The sequence below is a fragment of the Clostridium sp. Cult1 genome (assembly GCF_021655095.1).
Lineage (GTDB): Bacteria > Bacillota > Clostridia > Tissierellales > Tepidimicrobiaceae > Schnuerera.
The window spans coordinates 1,919,332-1,940,994 of record NZ_PPXW01000001.1 but is presented as its reverse complement, the minus strand read 5'-3'; the positions used below and the strand labels follow the sequence as shown (position 1 = coordinate 1,940,994).

Genomic DNA, 21,663 nt, shown 5'->3' with positions numbered 1-21,663 from the left:
ATTTTTTAGCTGTGGATCTTGTACTTGATTCGCATAACTTTGATATTTTTTTACACATATGTCTTCCTGTTTTTTCCATCCCCTAGTAGCATTCTTTCTTTTTGGGTAAGTTGAATTTGCAAAATATCACCTTCAATTGTATTCTATAATTAACATTAGCAAATAAGTATATATTATACATATTGATTATATATATAAATTAACAACTTGATACCTATAATCTAATATGGATATAATACTATTAGGTAGCAAAATAAGGAAAGGAGAAGGATTAAAATTGATTGTTGGTCTTGATATGGGTGGAACCAATATAGATGGAGTTATTATAGAGAATGGTGTGGTGGTCAATAGAGTAAAAAAACCTACCAATAGGAATGATCTATTTGAGTCCATATGGATTACTTTAGGAGAGCTGTTGTCAGGATACGATAATACTAAAATTGATAGGATTAATTTAAGTACTACCGTATCCACAAATGCTATTGTAGAAAATAAAACTACTCCTGTAGGAATGATCATCCAATCGGGTCCAGGTATGCCCCATGATTTTTTAGCTTGTGGTGATGAAAATATGTTTATATCAGGATATGTTGACCATAGAGGTGAAATAATTGAGGATTTTCAAATATCTGAAATCGATAAAGCCATTAGACTATTCAAGGAAAAGAATATTAATTCCTGCGCAGTAGTGACTAAATTTTCCACTAGAAATCCCAAGTTTGAAAGAAATATAAAAGAAATTTTAGAAAAAAGCTTTTCTCCTATTACTATGGGACATACTATGTCAGGAAAATTAAATTTCCCTCGTCGAGTATATACCTCCTATTTAAATTCAGCAGTACATAATACCTTTAATGAATTTTCAAATAGTATAAAAAAATCCCTAGACCAAGAAGGAATAATTGCACCAATATTTATATTAAAAGCTGACGGCGGAACTATGAATATTTCTACAGCCGAAGAAAAACCAGTGGAAACCATTCTATCTGGTCCTGCTGCCAGCTTCATGGGAATCAATGCTATGCTTCCCACTGATGAAGATGCCATATTACTTGATATTGGAGGAACTACTACAGATATATTCTTCCTTGCTGATGGGGTCCCTCTATTTGAACCTTTAGGGATAAAAATAGATAATTATAACACCTTAGTAAGGGCTATTTATAGCGTTTCTATAGGTTTAGGTGGAGATAGCAGCATTAGCATTGTAAATGGTAATATCAAAATAGGTCCAAGGCGAGAAGGAATTCCTTATGCTTTGGGAGGGCCTAAGCCTACTCCTACTGATGCTATGATTGTACTAGGGTTGATAACAGAAAAACATACAGATAGTGAAAAAACCAGAGCTAATAAGGCTATGGAGATACTAAGCAGAGAGTTAAGTATATCAATAGAAGATGTGGCAAAGCATATCCTTAATACTATGGGAAATATAATTAAGGATAAGATAGATGAGCTTTTGCAAGAAATAAATAGTCAGCCTGTTTATACTGTTAAGGAATTACTCTATGGAAAGAAAGTTGAACCAAAGCTAATAAATATAATTGGAGGTCCTGCCAATGTATTGGCCCCTATACTTGAAAAGAAATTCAACCTCCCCTGCTATTTCCCAAAAGATTACCATGTAGCCAATGCAGTAGGGGCAGCTCTAGCTAAACCTACTACAGAAATTAATATGGTGGCGAATACTTCTCAAGGAGTCCTTTCAGTACCTGAATTAGAGCTATATGAAAAAATAGATAGAAATTATACTGTTGATAAGGCTAAAAAAAGAGCAATAGAATTAGTTAAAGAATCTGCTTTATCTTTAGGGGCTACTAGAGATGAAATAGAGGCTGAAATAGTAGAAGAAAGTAGTTTTAATATGGTAAAGGGTTTCTACACTACTGGAAAAAATATACGAATTAAAGCACAAGTAAAGCCAGGGCTTATTCACCGGTTGAGGAGTGATATAAATGATTAAGGCTAAGAATAAATTAGGTCTTGTATTCTTTCCTGCTTTCGATTGGGCTATTAGCTCAACTCATCCCGAAAGAGAAGAAAGGCTTTTATATACCCAAGACCAAATATTCGAAGAAGGAATTGAAGACATTGAAGGAGTAAAATTTTATAACCCTATTATTGCTGAAGAAAAGGATATTAAAAGAGTGCATTTTCCAGTACCTGATGTAAAGTCTAGAGTTACTCAATCCCACCTTATATCAGTAGGTGGTGCTATTAGAGCATTCCAAGCTGTAATGGAAAAGAAAGTAGACAAATCCTTTGCTTTAGTCCGTCCCCCAGGACATCATGCTCATAGAGTGGTTTATGGAGATAGAGGATTTTGTGTAGTCAATGTGGAGGCAGTAATGTTAGAGAAAATAAGACAGAAATACGGAGATTTACGAGTAGCCATCGTGGACACAGATTGCCACCATGGAGACGGCACCCAGGATATCTACTGGAATGACAATAATACTCTATTTATTTCTTTCCATCAGGATGGAAGAACCCTTTACCCTGGTACTGGGTTTTTTGAAGAATTTGGAGGACCAGCTGCCTATGGATATAATGTAAACATTCCTCTACCTCCAGGAACAGGAGAAGAAGGTTTTTTATATGTATTAGATAATGCAGTAATACCTATTTTAGATGAATATAAGCCAGATATTATAATAAACTCAGCTGGTCAAGATAATCATTATACAGACCCTATAACCAATATGAATTTTACTGCCCAAGGATATGCCAAATTAAATGATAAACTTAACCCTGATATTGCAGTTTTAGAAGGTGGGTATTCTATAGAAGGAGCTTTGCCCTATATGAATTTAGGGATAATATTGGCTATGGCAGGTATTGATTATTCTAATGTTCATGAACCAGATTATAATAGAGAAAAATTAAAACAATCAAGGGATATTACAGAATATATTAAGCAAGTATGTAATATAGTATATGAAAGATGGAAAGACAAGGATAATTTATGGAAGAAGGACATTAAAGGAAAGGATCATATACCGAAACAAAGGCAAATTTACTACGATACAGATGGGATAATGGAAAATCAGGTACAGAATTTTAAAGTATGTAATAAATGTTCTGGAGTTAACACCATTGATTCTAGAAGTGATACTGGATATCATATATTTGCCATAACCATCCCAAGAGATGCCTGCTCTCAATGCATGGACGAAGGTTACAGGTTGTATAAATATGCTTTAAACAAGTATTCAAATGTATACTTGCAGGACAGAGTAAATGATGAGTTTTATGCTAAATAGAGATACCTAATATATATTTGATATGGGAAAACTTGATAAAAGATACTGGAAATGGAATTTACTCCAGTATCTTTTTATTATATTCCAATTCAATCAATATGAAAAAATCTAACTATTTTTATAGAAAAGTTTTTTTTATTTCATATATTTTTGAGTCATAATCATTTCCATACTAGATTCTTGGTCTATTAATTGGATAAAATGGTCTTTACAATTAAAGATAAAATTCATAACTGCCGATTTAAGATCTACATTCCTTAGAAAATGTATCGTGCTAAAACTATTATCTCCCTCAATGGAATGGCGAATTAACAAGCTCCTGATGCCCAATAGTTGAATTCTATCATAAATATAATCGGGCATATTCTCCATATTAAGGTTTAAGGTTCTATAATCTATAGGTATAAATAGATCAATATCAGGACCTTCTTCTCTTAATGGTCTAATTTCAAAATCACTTATTATCAAGAGATTTCCTTTCCTATATTCTATCAATTAAATACAACTCCTTTTATCCGCTGATGGAAATAACTTTTCAAGAATTATTATATACCAAATTGTCAGGATAATTCCTTTAAATACGCTGCTTATACTTATACTCCACCATACTCCATCTAAACCTAAAAAGGTAGTGGAAAGTATTAGTGATGCTGGAATACGTAGAGCATTAAAAGTTATTCCTACAAGGGAAGGCGGAATGGTTTTTCCCAATCCATTAAAAGCCCCTTGGCTTGCAATTTCTATGGACATGAAAAATTGGGACACTGCCAATATTCTTAAATATCTAATTCCAATTTGTAAAGCCTCTGGATCCTTAGGGATAAATAGTTTAAAAAGAGGGGCAGCTCCAAATCCGAGGAGTAATGTTGCAAAAATTCCTATACTTCCTACAATCAATAACCCCTTCCTATATCCTTTCTTTATCCTGTACCATTTCTCCGCCCCATAGTTTTGCCCTACAAAGGCAGATATGGCAGTTGAAAACCCTCCTGCAGTCATCCAAGAAATGGACTCAATTTGGGAACCAACTTTTTGTACTGCCACAGGTGTAGGTCCCCATTGGGCGATTATTCTAGCTATTACCATTGCAATACTTGCAAATAAGCCCTGTTGTATGGCTACTGGTAATCCTAATTTAAAGATAGTCTTTATACAATCTTTATCAAAAGGAATCCTTAAAAGGTTCAACCCTTGAAATAATTGAGACTTCTTTTTACTTATAATAACGAAAAGAATAGTTACTGTAAACTGTGCAATTATAGTTGCTAATGCGGCTCCTTTAATTCCCATTTCAGGAAAAGGTCCTATTCCCATAATCATCAAAGGATCTAATATAATATTAATTATCAATCCAACTGTATTTATTTTAAAAGGAGTAGAACTATCGCCAGAACCGTTAAAAACACCAGAAAACACAGGATTTAAAAAGTAAAATATTAGTCCAAAGGATACAATAAGCAAATAATCTGTAGCCATTTTAATGACTTCACTATCCCCTAATCTAAAAAATCCTATAATCTGATGTCTAAAGATTATAAGGATTAGAGAATAAATAAGGGCTATTAACATATCTAATTTTAAAGTATTAGATGTAAATTTTTTAGCTCTATCCAAATCTTCCTTTCCATAAGATTGAGCCACTCCCACTTCTGCTCCTATCTTTGGTATAGTAAATAAAGCAGAACCAAGCCAAGTAAAGAAGCCAGCAGTCCCTGATGCAGCTACTGCATTAGTACCTACCCTACCAAGCCACATCATATCAGTTAAATTATATGCCATTTGTACGAATGATGTGGCCATAATGGGAAGGGCTAATCTTATCAAAGCTTTGGATATATTGCCTTCTGTAAGCTTTATATTTCTCTCCATTTTTTGCCTCCATTTATTCTTATATTATTTCGTATCACTAACTTAATATATTCTACAATATAATGAAAGTTTATTCAAGAAATTTGTATTTAACTACATAATATCTTTTAAATAACTCTTTCCATGTATTAATAAGTTATTTAAATTTTAATTATAGTATTTACACAAAAAGAGGATAGGTTTTATCCTCTATCCTCTTCTATCTATTCCATCTATATCCTCTCATCATACCTGGTCCATAACCATTTCTAAATTCACTTCTGTTATTCCAGCCATTTCCACCGCCATAGCAACCTCCACCAGGCATAGGCCCATATTCCCTGTGAAATTCTTCCATATAGTCAAAATGGTCATTCCAAGTTTTAGCATCTTCTTCTGTGATTTCCTTATCCTCAACAGCTTGATTTAATTGAGATTTCCTCCATTCATTCCTCTCTTTATACCAATCATCCCATTGTTGGTAATCTGTATTTGTTCTAGGTATGATTTTTGGCACTTGGGCATATGCAATTGATGCTGTTAGTCCCAGCACTAATACTAAAGATAAAATAAGTAATATTTTTTTCATAAAATCCACTCCTTTCATTTCTTAACTTCATTATAGAACTCAAATATGGAGGAAATATGAAGAATCAAAATTTAATCTTCATATTTCCTCCATAATCATTTTTTATAATAAATATAAAAAAAGGTTTATAGGGAGGTGTAGATTATGTGTAATTGGTTGAGTTTCTACAACTATCCAGGTAGTATGTGGTTCATGGGTGGTATGTTTATATTTAGAGCATTATTTGCTGTGGTTGTATTGGTTTTAGGGTATAAACTTATTAAATCTCTTTTAGATGGCAGAAGTTATACAAACTAGTCATCTAATATTAATTACTAAAAAGCTAAGTATCTAAACATTTATACTTAGCTTTTGTATTTTAGGGTATTATATATTAAGATGAATTGTGAATTGTCCAAAGGAGTGGTATTATGAATAATAGAAAAATATTAGTTGTAGAGGATGAAAAGAATATTCTAGAAGTTATAGAAGCATATCTATTAAAAGAAGGATTCCATGTCATTACTGCTGAAGATGGTGAGATGGCATTAGAATTATTTAAAACTGAGAAAATTCATTTGATTGTTTTAGATTTAATGTTGCCTAAGATATCAGGTGAGGAAGTGTGTACTACTATTAGAGCCACTTCAGATATACCTATTATAATGTTAACTGCAAAGGTTAATGAAGATGATAAAATCGAAGGACTTACTATTGGAGCAGACGACTATATTACTAAACCCTTTAGCCCTAGGGAGTTAGTCAGCCGTGTTAAAGCTTTATTGCGTAGGTCTTATCGGGATTCTAATCCTCTAGCTGAAAAATTAGTATTTAATGATGGAGATTTGGAAGTAGATATAGATAAGATGATAGTAAGAAAAAAAAGAGAAAATATATATTTAACTTCCAATGAATTTAAGATCTTATCCTCCCTATTAACCAGACCTGGCCAAGTGTTTTCTAGAGAACAATTGATTGAATTGGCTTTTGGATATGATTATGATGGCTTCGATAGAACTATAGATACTCATATTAAAAATATCAGACAAAAGATCGAAGATAACCCAAAGAGTCCCAATTATATAATTACTGTATATGGAGTTGGATATAAGTTTGGAGGAATGTAAAATGCCCTTATCTAGAAAATTAACCTTTAGTTTCACTATTGCAATTTTGATTTCCATATTTATTATTAGTTTTATTTCCAATACTATGATCAATAGAAAATTTGACTCTTATCTAATAGAAGAACAAAATATGAAGTTTGAAAAAATACGTAAGGATATTAATAATCTATTTTTGGAAGAGGGAAATAATTTAGCATCAAGGGATATTTCTAATTACGCTTCAATGGAAGGAATATATATTGAAATCAGGGATTATAATGATGATTTAATCTGTCATTCCAATAATTCTAATATGATGCATAGGGGAATGATGCGACAGATGATGAGACGTCATGGTATGAGAAATTCCAATATGGATACAGGAAAATATGTAGAGAAGACTTTTCCTCTATTCGATAGGGATAATGTAGTTGGGACTCTCATAATAGGCTATATTGACAATTCCCATTTAACCGAATCGGCTTTAATATTTAAGGATACCCTATCTATTTCTTTCATAATTTCCGGTATTATCACTATTATACTCGGCTTTGTTATTTCCATATTTTTATCTAAAGGGTTATCAAGGCCCTTAGTGAATATCACCAAAACGGCTAACGAAATGCGAAGTGGAAATTTAAAATATCGTTCAGCTATAACGACAAATACTGAGGAGATTCAAGAACTTTCCCATTCAATAAATTATTTGGCAGAAACCTTGGAAAAACAGGAGGGTTTAAGGAAAAAATATGCTTCAGATATAGCCCATGAACTACGTACTCCTTTAACCACATTAAAGTCCCATGTAGAAGCTATACTTGATGGGGTGTGGGAGCCAACTGATGAACATTTAACTATTTTATTAACTGAAATCGATAGATTGGCTAAACTTGTAGACGATCTAAAAAATACCTTCAAAACCCTGGAGGCTGAGTTAAATATAAGTAAAACCCATTTTAATATTTCTGAAGAGTTAAAGGACATATTGTCTCAGTTTAAACCTTTGTTTAAGAAGGAGAATTTCCTTTTGGAATCTTCTATTGAAGAAGACATTGAAATTATAATGGATAAGAATAGGTTTAAACAGATAATGAATAATTTATTGTCTAACGCTTTGAAATTTTTAAAAGATAGGGGTAAGGTTTTTGTCACTTTAATTAGGGAAAAAGATCAGGTAAAAATAACTGTGGAAGATAACGGAATAGGTATAAAAGAGGAAGACTTACCCTTTCTATTTGATAGATTTTACAGAGCAGATGTATCTAGAAATAAGGATACCGGCGGAACAGGCCTGGGCCTTTCAATTACCAAAACATTAGTTGAGGCCCATGGTGGTTCAATCTATGTAGAAAGTGAATTTGATAAGGGAACTAGGTTTACCATATTATTACCAACCGATACAAAATATTAAAACCTGTGAAAGGGAACTCTCTTATCTTACAATTTTTTTCTTCTAAATAAATAGACTGTTAAAATAATCAAAGGTAAAATAAATATAAATATAGCTGCCATGATAGTTATTATGTTTTGAGTAGGTTGTTTAACTGCTAATATAGGTTTATTATCCTTTAACAATAGTACAATAATAAGTATTACAACAGATATGGGAATAATATATTTTCGATTATCTATATTTGTTATTTGGCCTAATGCCACCGTTATAAAATAAAGATATCCTGAAATCTTAATAATATTTCCCACAATCCATGATGTCAAATATAATGAATCGAATCCTTGAATTGTTTCACCAAAATCTACCATCCTAGTAACAGTAAAAAAAGGAAAGTTAACATGTTTTGCATATTCTATTCCCAATGTAGAATGAACTACTATTACTATTATAGATGCAATAACCATAGAATATATGAGAGATCTAAAAAAAATCTTATTTAGATCTTTTTTATCCTTCAAATTAGGAGTTATCATGGTAAGGATTAATATATTAAAATACCTTAATCCTATATCTATAGCACCTATATTTATATCCTTAAATTTAGAATCTTTCAAAATAGGTAATAATACAGTGAAATCATAATTTTTATATCCTAATATTATAAATAATAAAATCATCACTAAAATAAAAGGAATTATAAACTCACCTAACCTGGCTACTGCTACAAATCCCTTATATGCAATATATATACTTGTAATAAGCATCATAGAAGCTGTTACCCAAGTAGGTGTTTCAGGAAATATAGCAGCATCTAAAATTTCAACGAATATACTTATAAGCAAAATAGTAGCATATAAGAAAAAGAACACATAAAATATTCCTATAATTTTTCCTATTGTCTTCCCCATAATCTTCTCTATATATTCTATTAAATTTAAACTATTAAACTTATTGCTTAGGTATAGTAAAGGTAAACACAATAATATTGTATAAAAAGTTGAAAATAGAATAGTTATCCAAATATCTTGATTACCAGGCAAAATACTAGCTGCTGGTAAATGGGTAAATCCAACCATTATCCTATAAAGTATAAGTAATAATACAGCTTGATGGTAAGAGATTTCATATTGATTATTTAATTTATCCATACTATTTCCCCTTTATTTTATTAATAGGTGTATTTATCAGACCGGTTCTAATTATATCCGTATTTACCTCAATTTCAAAATCTGCTTGAGAAAAAATTTCATCCCAGTCTTTCTTTATCCTTTTCCACTCTTCAGGATACTTCCTATGAAACACTAAACCATATCCAAAAATATCTATTCCATATTCCTTTTGTGCCTTTTTAAAGGCTCTCTTAATACCATCTTCAATTGCTTTTGAACAAGCTTCTTCTAGCTTTATAATATTTTCTTTTTCAGCTACATCTATATTCCCAACTACTTCTCCAAGAGAACCTCTGAGTTCAATTTTAGTTTTAAGTTTTATATTTCCATCAACCATTTCAACATCGTTTTTTGTATTGTTTTTAATAACAATCACAGAACTTAAATTTTGGTCTTTTTGTTTATTTGGCATCTCACCTTCAACTGGAGGTGGTGGAGTAGAACTACCTTCTACTTGAGCAGTAGGAGTTGGAAAAGTTATTATTCCACCTCTAATTTTGTTCATGACAAAGTTTACAGCTTTAGTATCATTTCCATTTAAATATCCTACCAAAATATCTTCATTAAAAATAGCAGAACCCATTATGGACAATTCATAATTTTGTGTTCCTGTTTTTTCTACAGTTTGGTCAATGACTTTTTTTTCTTTTTTCTCTATGGTCCCAATAATTGAATGGTGTCCCATCTTATAATATTGTTTAATATATTGTACTAAATTAGTATCCACAGTCTTTGGATTATATTTAAAATTTTCAACAATCTTTGTTATATAATTAGAAGGTAATTCTTCTAATCCACTATTAATCCCCATTACTTCATAGGCTTTTCCTCCTTTGGCCACTAATAGATATGCTGTCTCCCTTTGTTCCACATCTCTATATAGTTCATCTATCTGACTGACCAATCCTTTTTTAGCAAAATCTTCTCCTAGGATAAAGACTCGGTTATGAACTATAGACAACCCTCGGTCAAACTTTAATGTAATATCTCTATAGGCTTCATATATATTGTTTCCTACACCCTGAACATATTTTACATAGCTACCTTGTCCTGTAGTTGTACTACTTTGCTGAGAGTAGGTAGGATTAACTACTTCTGCTGTTACTAGAACTTTATCATCTACTAAGTCCAAACCTATTACCAATGTAAGTCCTAGCTCATTTAATTCTCTAGCATTCCAGCAACCTGTTAACAATAAAGATAGGATGAAAAAACTTAATAAAACTATTTTTTTCATAAGCTCACCCTTTCCTTGGTGGTTTTTGTCTTCTAATATTTCTTTTTGCTATAGCCTTTGGCCTATAGATAAAGCTCCATATGGGAAATCTGACAATTGAATCTTTAAGCCCTTCTTTATTTATTGGAGTCAGTGGGAATCCAAAGGGAATCCCAAAGGATTCTGTGGTAATAATTTGAGTTATGTAAATGATTAAACCACAGGTTGTGCCATATAAACCTAGAAAACTTCCTAATAACAGTATAATTAATCTATATAATACTACTCCCTGTACTAGTGCAGGTACAACGAATTCTGATATGGCTGTTATAGCTATTATAATTACAGTAGGGGCACTTACTATACCTGCTTGTACTGCTGCCTGACCTAATACCAAAGTTCCTACAATACTCACCGTTGTACCAACTGCTTTTGGTAATCTAACTCCTGATTCTTTAGTAACTTCTAAGGTTAAAACCATTAATAGGGTTTCTAAGGCTACTGGTAGTGGTACCCCTTCCCTAGCCCCCATCATGGATATCAATAATACAGTTGGTATCATCTCCTGATGGTAAAGCTGTAATGCCACATATACTCCTGGTGAAAATACACTTATTAATAAAGCAGTAACCCTTAAAAACCTAAGAAATGATGCATAATAAGGCCTTACATAATAGTCCTCACTAGTCATAACCCCTTCGATAAATAATCTTGGTACCGTTAAAACATGGGGAGTGCCATCACATAAAATGGCTACTCTTCCTTCCAGTATTTTTGCTGCTGCCACATCAGGTTTTTCGGTATTCTCTATAGTAGCTATAATGGAGTAAGGCCTATCTTCAATTAGTTGTTCAATATAGCCACTTTCCAATACTCCATCTATATCGATTTTACTTAATCTTTTCTTAACTTCTTCTAATACTCTTTTGTTAACTATTCCCTGTAAATAGGCTATACTAATTTTTGTTCTAGTCTGTTTCCCCAATACCAAATCTTCAAAAACAAGATTATTGGTTCTAAGTTTTCTCCTCAATAAAGATTTGTTTACAAATATATCTTCTATAAATCCTTCCTTTGGCCCCCTCACTACCGGTTCAGATTCTGGTTCTTCTACTGCTCTTTTTTCCCATTTACTTAATTCTATAGTATAGGATAAAGGTAAATCTTCAGCAAATATAGCTATATTTCCTGATAATATATCTTCTATTAAATTTTCCATAGAATCTATCTCTTTGATTTTAGAGGTAAGTATGGTTCTTTTTATATCTTTTACTTTCTTTAAATCCAGTATTAAAGGTTTTAATATATCTCTATCGAACAATTCTCTATCAATAAACCCTTCTATATAACAAGCCATCATCTTAATATTAGAATTAGTTTCAAATTCATATAGAACCAAGTCTGAAGTGTTATTAAACTTTTCCATTATTTCTCTTTTATTTAAACTAATCTTTTTCCATATCATACTAATCATCCTTCATATTTTGCTTCTAGTTAGTATTGCCAAAAGGCGATAGAATTATGTTAGCATAAAAAATAGCCCCTTTATTTAAGGGCTATTTTTCTACTACCTGGTTTTATAATTGGAATATCCTTTTTGCATAGGGAGCAATCTTCCTTCTCATAGGTATTAATATTTAATTTTACTCCGCTGTAAACTGGGTATTTGATATTTCCCTTGCTCCTATCTACAATACAACCTATACCTACAACCTCTCCTCCATGTTCTTCTACAACTTTTATTGCTTCATAAGAGGATTTACCTGTAGTTACAACATCCTCAGCTATTAGAACCTTTTGTCCTTTTTCTATAGCAAAGCCTCGTCTAAATTTCATAATCCCATCTTCTCTCTCTATAAAAATACCAGGTTTACCAGTTTGACGGGCTAGTTCATAACTGACAATTATGCCTCCCATAGCAGGTCCTACTACTATATCGAAATCTATATCTTTTAATTGATCTACTATTAATTTTACCGCCTTTTCTGCTTTATCTGGATACATTAAAAGTTTGGCACATTGAACATATCCATCGCTATGTTTTCCTGATGATAGTAAAAAATGGCCTTCTAATAGGGCTTCCGTTTCCTTTAATAAATCAATTAACATTTTATATTATCCCCCTTATCTCTTCTAAAGATTTTATTCCTTCATTAATCATAAATTGTTCTATTCCATTAATAATATCTAAAGTTATAGTAGGCTTCATAAAGTTACCACTACCTACCTGTACAGCCCAGGCTCCTGCCATAATAAATTCTAAAGCATCTTCATAGTCTATTATGCCTCCAATGCCTAAGATTGGCACATTAACTGCCTTTGCTACCTCATAGACTATTCGTAGGGCAATAGGTTTAATACAAGGGCCGGATAATCCAGCTATGATATTATCGAATACTGGCTTTCTAGTCTTTATATCTATAGCCATACCACTAAAGGTGTTTACAAGGGATAAAGCATCAGCCCCTGCCTTTACACAAGATTCAGCCATATGGACAATATTTTTTGCATTAGGTGATAGTTTCACAACTAAAGGTTTTTTACATACCTTTCTTACTTCACCTACTACTTTAAAGGCAGTTTTAGATTTAACTCCAAAGGCCATTCCACCTTCTTTCACATTGGGGCAGGATATGTTTAACTCTACCATATCTATATTAGTTCCATTTAATTTTTCAATAGTCTTTATATATTCATCTAATGTATTACCTCCTACATTAGCTAAAATTACCGTATCCTGTCTCTCCATAAAGGGAAGCTCCTCTTTTATAAACTCATCTATTCCTGGATTCTGCAAACCTATACTGTTTAAAAGCCCTCCTGTGGTTTCATATATTCTTATTCCCGAATTTCCCTCCTTTTTATGGAAAGTTAACCCTTTAGAACTTATTCCCCCTAGTTTTGATAGAGGAAAATATTCAGCATATTCTCTACCAAACCCAAAAGTGCCAGAAGCGGCTATTACTGGATTTTTAAATTCTACTCCACAGATTTTTACCTTTGTATCAATCATTAAAAACTAGCTCCTTTCCTAGGAAAACTGGCCCCTCTTTACATACCCTTTTCATTCCAGAAGTAGTTTTTATAGTACATCCTAAACAAGTGCCTATACCACAAGCCATTGGATTTTCCATAGACATATATAGAGGCATTCTACCTTGGCAGATATCTAAAACCTTTTTCATCATTGGTAAAGGGCCACAGGTTAAGGCTATATCATATTTTTCTGACTTAAATATTTCAGTAATAAATCCTCTATGTCCAACAGAACCATCTTCTGTAGATATAAATATATTTTTTACATAATCCTTTATTTCATTGGTATAGTAGGTTTCATTTCTAAATCCACAATAAAAATCTATACTAGCATCCAATTTCTTTGCTAAATACACCATAGGTGCTATGCCTATACCACCAGAAATAATGGCAACCTTACCTTTCAAATTCATATTAAACCCATTGCCTAAAGGCCCCAATACTTCTAGAGTATCCCCCGGCCTCAGCTTGGATATAATATGGGTGCCCTTCCCTCTTACCTCATATAAAAAAGTAATAATTCCATGGGATATATCACATATGCTAATAGGTCTTGGTAAAAAAGGATCTAAAGCTTCCCGTCCTCTTATCATATAAAATTGACCAGGTTTGCCTTTGAAGCTAAACCCTTCATCAGTTAAATTGACGCTATCTATCATAGTACAATGTCTAAGTTTTATCTCATAGATATTGGAAGCTATTTGATTATTGGATTCAATTACTCCCCTTTTATATCCTTCTTTCACTTTCAATATCCTCCTTCATAGCTAGTACTGCCTCTCTTACATATTTGTCAAAATTCTCCTCTCCATCTTCATGCTTTTTATAGGCTGTAATAATTCCCCGAGAAGAGTTGACTATACCACCATTTCCTTGGTTTAGGTAGAGGGCTACATCCTTTCCTCTTCCCCCTTGATGGCCATAGCCAGGAATTAGAAAAAACATATTTTTATATCTATCTCTAATTTCTCTTGCTTCATCTATATGGGTTCCTCCTACTACAGCCCCTATGGAACTATAGCCACAGCTGCCAGTATATTTAGTAGCTATCTTCTTTAATTTATCCCCTACGTGGCAGTAGAGATGAGTTCTTTGGTTGGTTGAGTTAATACTGTCAGTGTCAGGATGATAGGAGGTAGCTAATTGTGAGTTGATTTCTAGATATTGTATATCCTTAGCTCCTGGATTGGAAGTTCTAAGGAGTACAAATATTCCTTTCTTTCCTGATTCTATATACTTGAGATAAGGAGTTATACTATCAAATCCCATATAGGGGTTTAAGGTTATAAAATCTGCCTCAAAATCCCCTTCAAAATGAGCCTTCCCATACATCTCTGCTGTAGAGGAAATATCTCCTCTTTTAATATCACCTATGGACAAAGCTTTTTTATCTTTTATATATTCTAAAGTCCTTTTATAAGCCATTAATCCTTCTATGCCATAGGCCTCATAATATGCTATTTGTAACTTATATATAGGTACTATATCCAAGGTTTTATCTATTATCCTTTTATTAAATTCAAATATTATATGGTTTATGTCTTGGTATTTTTCTTTTATCCCATCTGGTATATAGTCTAAATGGGTATCTAATCCTACACAAACATTCCCTTTCTTCCCCACTTCTTCATATAATCTATCGATTATCAACTGTTATCCCCCCATTGTATTTAATTTCACCCTTCCTAATGGTGGCTACTACTTTCCCATAAAACCCCATTTTATTGAAAGGTGTATTTTTACCTTTAGACTGGAAGTTTCCTTCATCTATAATTTCCTTTTTATCTAAGTCTACTAACACTATATCCCCATCATAACCATTTTTGATTTTACCTTTATTGATTCCCATCAACTTCCCAGGGGTAGCAGACATAAGTTGAGATAATCTATTTAAGGAAATATAATCTGATCTAACTAAGGCAGTATAGCATATGGAAAAGGCAGTTTCTAATCCAGATATTCCAGGTGCTCCCTTTTCCTTATCCTCTCTTGAATGGGGAGCGTGGTCTGTAGCTATAATATCTATCGTTCCATCTATTATGCCTTTTAAAATAGCTTCCACATCTTCTTTTTTCCTTATAGGAGGATTTACCTTGTATTCATTATCATATAAGGCTATATGATGAGGAGTCACTTCACAAGTTATTTTTAATCCTGCCTTTTTAGCCTTTTTTATTTCTTCTACAGCCTCTCTTGTACTAACGTGGGCTAAATGTAATTTAGCCCCTGTTAATCTAGTTAGATATATATCTCTAAAAGTCATTATATTTTCAGATAATCTAGTATCTATTGAAACTAATTCTTCGTCCTCTTCATGGGCTATTATAGTTAGGTCTTTCTCCTTGGCTTTAACCATGGCTCGATACATAGTCCTATTGGATTGTATTCCTTTTCCATCATCGGATATAAAATTAACTCTGGGGTCTATTTGCTCTAAATGGTCTATAGTTTTACCATCGAAGTTTTTAGTGACGGAAAAGGTTTGATGGATATCGATTAAATCTAATTCTTTAGATTTGTTAAGGACATATTCCACTATTTCCATACTACTACATATGGGATAGGTATTTGCCATTAAATTTACAAAAGTATATCCACCCTTTAATGCAGCTATACTTCCGGTATAAAGGTCTTCTTTATAAGTATAACCTGGCTCTCTGAAGTGGACATGCATATCTATAAAGGAAGGCATAGCCACTAATTTTGTACCATCTATAGTTTTACAATCTATGTCCAAACTTTTACCATAGTCTACTATCTTTCCATCTTTAATATATATATCACCTTTCATATCTTTTGTTTCATCTACTATTCTACAGTTCTTAATCAATAACTCCATTCTATCCCTCCCATGTATATATCTGATCACAGTATTCACATTTATAGGTTCCATTTTCTTCATCTATGAGTACAAACCTATGGATAATATCCCTTTCACCTGATGTAACACATCTAGGATTTTTACATTCTATTAGACCTTCAACTTTTTCTGGTAAGGATAGATTTATTTTTTCTACTATCTTTTCATTTTCGATAATATTTACAGTAATATTTGGATCTATAAATCCTAACATAGTTAAGTCTACATCGATAACATTTTCTATCTTAATTAAATCCTTTTTCCCGTATTTTTTACTTGGAGCGTTTATAATCAAGGCTACTGTAAATTCTGCTTTATCTAGTCCTAAATGTTTAAATATACTGAACCCGTATCCTGCATTTATATGATCGATTACTATACCTTTTGAAATACTATCAATATATAGCATTTATATCACCCCCAAAAGTTTAATAATAAGAGCCATTCTTATATACATTCCATACCTTACTTGTTTAAAATAGCAGGCCCTTGGGTCATCGTCTACTTCATAGCTTATTTCATTTACTCTTGGTAATGGGTGAAGAATAGATAGGTCACTTCTAGCTAACCTTAATTTTTCCTTATCTAATATATAGCTATCTTTTAATCTTATATAATCGGCTTCGTTAAAGAATCTTTCCTTCTGTACTCTTGTCATATAAAGGATATCTAGTGTATCTATGACTTCTTCTAGTCTTTCTACCTCTACAAAAGGAATATTTTTCTTCTCTAATATTTCTGTTTTTATATATTCAGGTATTTGTAATTCATTAGGAGATATTAGAATAAATTTTACATTTTCATACCTTGACATGGCTTTTATAAGAGAGTGGACTGTACGACCGAATTTTAGGTCTCCACATAACCCAATGGTTAAATTGGAAAACCCTCCTTTGGTTTCTTTGATTGTAAGAAGATCTGTTAAGGTTTGGGTAGGATGCTGATGTCCTCCATCCCCTGCATTAATGATAGGAACTGGTGAATAGTAAGAAGCATACTTTGGAGCCCCTTCTTTTGGATGTCTCATAGCAATAATATCAACATAGGAGCCTACTGTACGAATGGTGTCAGGAATGCTTTCTCCTTTCATTACCGAACTAGAACCTGGTTCTGAAAAACCAATTACTTTACCACCAAGTCTTAACATAGCTGCTTCAAAACTAAATCTAGTTCTTGTACTCGGTTCATAGAATAGAGTAGCTAATATTTTGTTATTAGCAACATTTGTAAAATCATTTTGATTTCTAATTATTTTTTCTGCCAGATTAAATAAAACTTCCAACTCCTCTACGGAAAAATCCATGGAGTCAATTAAATGTCTCATAGTTCTACCTCCTTTTAGTCTCTCTGGACACAATTAAAGGATAGCGTTTTTAAAAAAAGCCTTCCTTTTACTAAAGGAAGGCATAAGTATACCGCTTTACGCTCTCCTTGCTGAACTCTCTGGTTCAGTTTAAAGGTGTTTATTATCGTTATAAACGATAACATACTAGAGAGAAAATGTCAATGGAAAATTCAAACCAGACAGAAGGATGGATTCTCTGTCTGGTTTACTATTATAGTACTTTCTATTTCATATTCATAGCTCCACCAGATAATCCAGATTTAACCTGTTGGATATCGTTGGCATTAGCTGGTGGTGCAGGAACATAATACCCTTTTTGTTCAGCTATTTGAAATAATTGATACTGAAATTGTTCTGCTTCATTTCTTAATTGTTGTAATGTACTTCTTAGTTGTTGGTTAGCACATTCAGTTATTGCCTTTGTATAACTATCTATACTTGCTTTTGTTCCACTTAAAATATCGCCTACCATATCTTTCTCTTGCATTATAGTTTCCCTCCTATTTTAATGAATTTATAAGATTAGTAGCTGTAGCTTGAGCTTCTTGGCTTGATTGTTTAAACATTTGTTTGATCTGTGGATCTTGACATTGGTTTGAATAAAAATCTAATTTAGTTGCCATGCCTTGGTGGGCACTAATAATCTCTCTCAAGCTTTGTAATTCCATTTGGTTTATATTCCCTATATTAACTGTATTTTTGAGTGCCATAGAATTACTCCTTTCATTGATTTATTTGACTTCATTTAATATTTTGTCTATCCTTATATCTATTTATGCATGGAAAAAAACTCATAAATATTATATTAAAATAGGGAAATAATAATTTTGAATGGAGGTGAAATAATGTCAAGTAAAATTGTAGTTGAAAACACTTTAACACCCTATATTGAACATTTAAAAAGTTTAGGTTACGATGTATATACTCTATATAAAAACAGTAATTTAGAAAATATTACCTCTGATGAGTATAAAGCTATTGTGGTATCTGGATTAGATGTTTTGAGCACCAGTGGAGCAACTCATAGTAACCCTCCAGTACCAATTATTGAAGCAAGTGGCCATACTCCAGAAGAAGTTCATAATATTATACAAAATAAATTTAAATAGATAAAACCTAAAAAGGTATTGACAAAAATATATTATAGTATTAGAATAGTCTTTAAATACAAAATAAATAATATGCTCTTATCAAGAGTGGTGGAGGGAACTGGCCCAGTGAAACCCGGCAACCTGTATGAACAAGGTGCTAAATCCAGCGGTATTAACCTTTATACCGAGAGATAAGAAAGAGATAATTACCTCTTTCTTGAAAAGAGGTTTTATTATTTAAGCCTCTATATTAATATAGAGGTTTTTTTATTAGATATTCTTAAAGGGGGATCTTTAGTGATAAAAATTAAAAATCTATCAAAGAGTTTTGAAAGCGGAAACAATAGGATATGGGCAATAAAGGATATAAATCTTCAAATCAACAAAGGAGAAATTTTTGGAATAATTGGATTAAGTGGAGCTGGAAAATCTACCTTAATCCGGTGTATAAATAGATTGGAAGAACCTACGGAAGGAAAAATTTATATTGAAGGAATAGATATTATCTCCTTGGATAAAAAAGATTTAAGAAAGGTAAGAAAAGATATAGGTATGATCTTTCAACATTTTAATCTATTATCTCAAAAAACTGTATATAAAAATATAGCCTTTCCTCTTGAATTGGAAGGCCTTTCAAAAAAGGAAATTGATTCGAGGGTGAACACTTTGTTAGAATATGTGGAACTTTCAGATAAAAAAGACGTCTATCCCTCCCAATTAAGTGGAGGTCAAAAACAAAGAGTGGCTATTGCACGGGCATTAGCAAACAACCCTAAGATATTACTAAGTGATGAAGGAACTTCGGCCCTAGACCCAAAGACTACAAAATCCATTTTGGATTTGCTTAATAAAATAAGAAAAGAATTTAATCTTACCATAGTACTTATAACCCATCAAATGGAAGTTGTGAAGGATATTTGTGATAGAGTAGCAATTATTGAAAATGGTCAGATAATAGAAATGAATGAAGTGGAGGAATTGTTTAAAAATCCAAAGACTCATACTGCAAATACTTTTATTAGTGGCTTAAAATCCCATACTACTGATGAGAAATTTGCACCTGATGAATTCAATGGCACCCTTATTAGACTTAGCTTTTTAGGGGAAAGTGCCAAGAAACCCATTGTGTCTCAAGTAGTTAAAAGGTTTGATATAAATGTCAATATACTGTCAGGAGATATTAATCAGTTGGTGAGAACAAGTGTAGGGTATTTAATCCTTGAACTTACAGGAGAAAAAGATGAAATAGAAAGAGCTATAGAATATCTAAAGAATGAAAATGTAAATGTGGAGGTGATGTAGATGGCTGAATTAGTTATTCCTTCTTTATTGGAAACTTTGTATATGGTGTTTTTCTCTACGGTTTTTTCTTTACTAATAGGCTTTCCCTTAGGAGTTATATTGGTTATTTCTGAGAAAAATAATATATGGGAAAAGCCCCTATTAAATAAAATTTTGAATAGTATTATAAATGTATTGCGTTCTTTTCCATTTATAATACTTATGATTGTAGTATTCCCTATATCAAAACTAATTGTCAAACAAACCATTGGGACTACTGCAACCATTGTTCCTCTTTCCATAGCTGCTGCACCTTTTGTAGCTAGAGTAATCGAATCTTCCCTAAAGGAAGTCGATAAGGGAGTAATTGAATTGAGCCTTTCCATGGGGGCAACTGTACCAGAAATTATATTTCGAGTACTTATTCCTGAAGCTTTGCCATCTTTAATTTTAGGTATAACTATGACCATCATTAATCTAATTGGTTATTCAGCCATGGCGGGAGCCATTGGTGGTGGTGGATTAGGAAATTTAGCCATTAGATATGGATTATATGGATTTAAAACAGATATTATGACAGTTTCTGTATTTGTAATCATATTATTGGTTCAAGGAATACAGTATTTTGGAAATAAATTATCAGCAAGTATAAATAAAAAATAGGGGGAATAAAATTGAAAAAATTTACATTAGTAACTTTAATAATTATATTAGTTTCAACATCTTTAGTAGGGTGTAGTAAAAGTGAAAACTCCGATAATTTAATTAGGATGGGAGTATCTCCTAGACCTCATAGAGAGTTAATCGAATTTATAGAGGAAGATTTGAAAGAAGAGGGGATAGAACTTAAGATAATAGAATTCGATGATTATATAAAACCCAACTTAGCTTTAGCTGAAAAGGAGTTAGATGCAAACTTCTTCCAACATGAACCTTATATGAATAATTTTAAAGAAGAAAAAAATATTGAAATAATTTCTATTGGAGGAGTTCATATCGAGCCAATGGGATTGTATTCCACTAAATTTGAAACTATTGATGAACTAGAAGATGGTAGTGAAATTGCTTTTCCAAACGATCCAACTAATGGAGGAAGGGCATTACTACTTCTTGAGAAATATGGATTGATTAAATTGGATTCCAATGCAGGTATATTGGCTACTGAAAATGATATTATTGAAAATCCAAAAAATTTGAAATTTACAGCTTTAGAAGCTGCTTATTTGCCAAGGGTATTAAATGAAGTAGATGGAGCTATAATAAATGGAAATTACGCTTTAGAAGCTAGTCTAGTCCCTACAGAAGATTCTTTAATATTGGAAGAAAAGGACTCACCCTATGCTAATATAATAGCCATAAGAGCTGGTGAAGAGAAGGAAGACAAGTATATTAAATTGATGAAAGTACTACAAAGTGAAAAAGTTAAAAAGTTTATTGAAGAAAATTACGGCGGTGGAGTAATTCCTGCATTTTAATTTGGGCGGTTG

General features: G+C 32.3%; 24 protein-coding genes and 1 riboswitch. Of the genes, 9 read left to right on the top strand and 15 right to left on the bottom strand.

The features are described from left to right. Positions 1–277: 277 nt before the first annotated feature. Together C3E89_RS09660 and C3E89_RS09655 are read left to right on the top strand one after the other, a co-directional pair. Positions 278–1,963, top strand: a complete 1,686-nt coding sequence (locus C3E89_RS09660; protein WP_236912488.1) for a hydantoinase/oxoprolinase family protein — start codon at positions 278–280, stop codon at positions 1,961–1,963. Next, complete coding sequence (locus C3E89_RS09655) at positions 1,956–3,263, top strand: histone deacetylase family protein (protein ID WP_236912485.1); 1,308 nt, start codon at positions 1,956–1,958, stop codon at positions 3,261–3,263. The genes C3E89_RS09660 and C3E89_RS09655 overlap by 8 nt, the downstream gene beginning before the upstream one ends. Positions 3,264–3,398: 135 nt before the next feature. On the opposite strand, the gene C3E89_RS09650 is transcribed toward C3E89_RS09655, so the two are convergent. From C3E89_RS09650 to C3E89_RS09640, 3 genes are all read right to left on the bottom strand, one after another. Next, positions 3,399–3,758 (bottom strand): hypothetical protein, encoded by a 360-nt coding sequence (locus C3E89_RS09650; protein WP_236912483.1) that lies wholly within the window; start codon positions 3,756–3,758, stop codon positions 3,399–3,401. Next, a complete protein-coding gene (locus tag C3E89_RS09645) occupies positions 3,759–5,132 on the bottom strand; it encodes an MATE family efflux transporter (protein ID WP_236912480.1) in 1,374 nt (457 codons plus the stop codon). A 199-nt stretch (positions 5,133–5,331) separates the two neighbouring features. Beyond that, positions 5,332–5,700, bottom strand: coding sequence for a hypothetical protein (locus C3E89_RS09640; protein ID WP_236912478.1), 369 nt, complete (start codon positions 5,698–5,700; stop codon positions 5,332–5,334). 144 nt (positions 5,701–5,844) lie between these two features. On the opposite strand from C3E89_RS09640, the gene C3E89_RS09635 reads away from it, so the two are divergent. The 3 genes from C3E89_RS09635 (at position 5,845) to C3E89_RS09625 (ending at position 8,196) form a co-directional block, all read left to right on the top strand. Next, on the top strand, positions 5,845–5,997 hold the full coding sequence (locus tag C3E89_RS09635) for a hypothetical protein (protein ID WP_236912476.1): 153 nt from the start codon (positions 5,845–5,847) through the stop codon (positions 5,995–5,997). 113 nt (positions 5,998–6,110) lie between these two features. After that, positions 6,111–6,806, top strand: coding sequence for a response regulator transcription factor (locus C3E89_RS09630; protein WP_236912473.1), 696 nt, complete (start codon positions 6,111–6,113; stop codon positions 6,804–6,806). A gap of 1 nt (position 6,807) precedes the next feature. Continuing rightward, positions 6,808–8,196 carry a HAMP domain-containing sensor histidine kinase gene (locus C3E89_RS09625; protein ID WP_236912470.1) on the top strand — a complete coding sequence of 463 codons (1,389 nt, stop codon included), beginning with the start codon at positions 6,808–6,810 and terminating at the stop codon, positions 8,194–8,196. Positions 8,197–8,222: 26 nt separating this feature from the next. Here C3E89_RS09625 and C3E89_RS09620 read toward each other — a convergent pair whose 3' ends face one another. The 12 genes from C3E89_RS09620 to C3E89_RS09565 form a co-directional block, all read right to left on the bottom strand. Next, entirely contained in the window at positions 8,223–9,326 is a 1,104-nt protein-coding gene (locus tag C3E89_RS09620) for a GerAB/ArcD/ProY family transporter (RefSeq protein ID WP_025641970.1), read from the bottom strand. 1 nt (position 9,327) lies between these two features. Continuing rightward, entirely contained in the window at positions 9,328–10,584 is a 1,257-nt protein-coding gene (locus C3E89_RS09615; RefSeq protein WP_236912467.1) for a Ger(x)C family spore germination protein, read from the bottom strand. Between the two features lie 4 nt (positions 10,585–10,588). Next, complete coding sequence (locus C3E89_RS09610; protein WP_236912465.1) at positions 10,589–12,028, bottom strand: spore germination protein; 1,440 nt, start codon at positions 12,026–12,028, stop codon at positions 10,589–10,591. An 80-nt stretch (positions 12,029–12,108) separates the two neighbouring features. Continuing rightward, entirely contained in the window at positions 12,109–12,672 is a 564-nt protein-coding gene (pyrE, locus tag C3E89_RS09605) for an orotate phosphoribosyltransferase (protein ID WP_005582256.1), read from the bottom strand. Position 12,673: 1 nt separating this feature from the next. Next, on the bottom strand, positions 12,674–13,576 hold the full coding sequence (locus C3E89_RS09600) for a dihydroorotate dehydrogenase (protein ID WP_236912463.1): 903 nt from the start codon (positions 13,574–13,576) through the stop codon (positions 12,674–12,676). Continuing rightward, complete coding sequence (locus C3E89_RS09595; RefSeq protein ID WP_442870595.1) at positions 13,569–14,345, bottom strand: dihydroorotate dehydrogenase electron transfer subunit; 777 nt, start codon at positions 14,343–14,345, stop codon at positions 13,569–13,571. Before C3E89_RS09595 ends, C3E89_RS09600 begins: the two co-directional genes overlap by 8 nt. After that, positions 14,329–15,249 carry an orotidine-5'-phosphate decarboxylase gene (gene pyrF / locus C3E89_RS09590; protein WP_236912461.1) on the bottom strand — a complete coding sequence of 307 codons (921 nt, stop codon included), beginning with the start codon at positions 15,247–15,249 and terminating at the stop codon, positions 14,329–14,331. The genes C3E89_RS09595 and pyrF overlap by 17 nt, the downstream gene beginning before the upstream one ends. Then, the gene (locus C3E89_RS09585) at positions 15,236–16,438 is read right to left on the bottom strand and encodes a dihydroorotase (RefSeq protein WP_236912458.1); all 1,203 of its coding nucleotides are present in this window, start codon (positions 16,436–16,438) and stop codon (positions 15,236–15,238) included. Before C3E89_RS09585 ends, pyrF begins: the two co-directional genes overlap by 14 nt. Before the next feature lies 1 nt (position 16,439). Then, positions 16,440–16,868: an aspartate carbamoyltransferase regulatory subunit gene (locus tag C3E89_RS09580; RefSeq protein ID WP_236912455.1), complete on the bottom strand. Its 429-nt coding sequence runs from the start codon at positions 16,866–16,868 to the stop codon at positions 16,440–16,442. Next, on the bottom strand, positions 16,869–17,783 hold the full coding sequence (pyrB, locus tag C3E89_RS09575; protein WP_236912452.1) for an aspartate carbamoyltransferase: 915 nt from the start codon (positions 17,781–17,783) through the stop codon (positions 16,869–16,871). A gap of 244 nt (positions 17,784–18,027) precedes the next feature. Next, positions 18,028–18,291 carry a spore coat protein gene (locus C3E89_RS09570; protein WP_236912450.1) on the bottom strand — a complete coding sequence of 88 codons (264 nt, stop codon included), beginning with the start codon at positions 18,289–18,291 and terminating at the stop codon, positions 18,028–18,030. 13 nt (positions 18,292–18,304) lie between these two features. After that, a complete protein-coding gene (locus C3E89_RS09565) occupies positions 18,305–18,514 on the bottom strand; it encodes a hypothetical protein (RefSeq protein ID WP_236912448.1) in 210 nt (69 codons plus the stop codon). A gap of 135 nt (positions 18,515–18,649) precedes the next feature. On the opposite strand from C3E89_RS09565, the gene C3E89_RS09560 reads away from it, so the two are divergent. The 4 genes from C3E89_RS09560 (at position 18,650) to C3E89_RS09545 (ending at position 21,651) form a co-directional block, all read left to right on the top strand. Continuing rightward, entirely contained in the window at positions 18,650–18,913 is a 264-nt protein-coding gene (locus C3E89_RS09560) for a YkuS family protein (protein ID WP_236912446.1), read from the top strand. Between the two features lie 75 nt (positions 18,914–18,988). Then, positions 18,989–19,093: riboswitch (SAM riboswitch) on the top strand. A 99-nt stretch (positions 19,094–19,192) separates the two neighbouring features. Then, positions 19,193–20,197, top strand: coding sequence for a methionine ABC transporter ATP-binding protein (locus tag C3E89_RS09555; RefSeq protein WP_236912444.1), 1,005 nt, complete (start codon positions 19,193–19,195; stop codon positions 20,195–20,197). Beyond that, positions 20,198–20,839, top strand: a complete 642-nt coding sequence (locus tag C3E89_RS09550; protein WP_236912442.1) for a methionine ABC transporter permease — start codon at positions 20,198–20,200, stop codon at positions 20,837–20,839. It begins immediately after the preceding gene. A gap of 11 nt (positions 20,840–20,850) precedes the next feature. After that, entirely contained in the window at positions 20,851–21,651 is an 801-nt protein-coding gene (locus tag C3E89_RS09545; protein WP_236912440.1) for a MetQ/NlpA family ABC transporter substrate-binding protein, read from the top strand. Positions 21,652–21,663 lie beyond the last annotated feature (12 nt).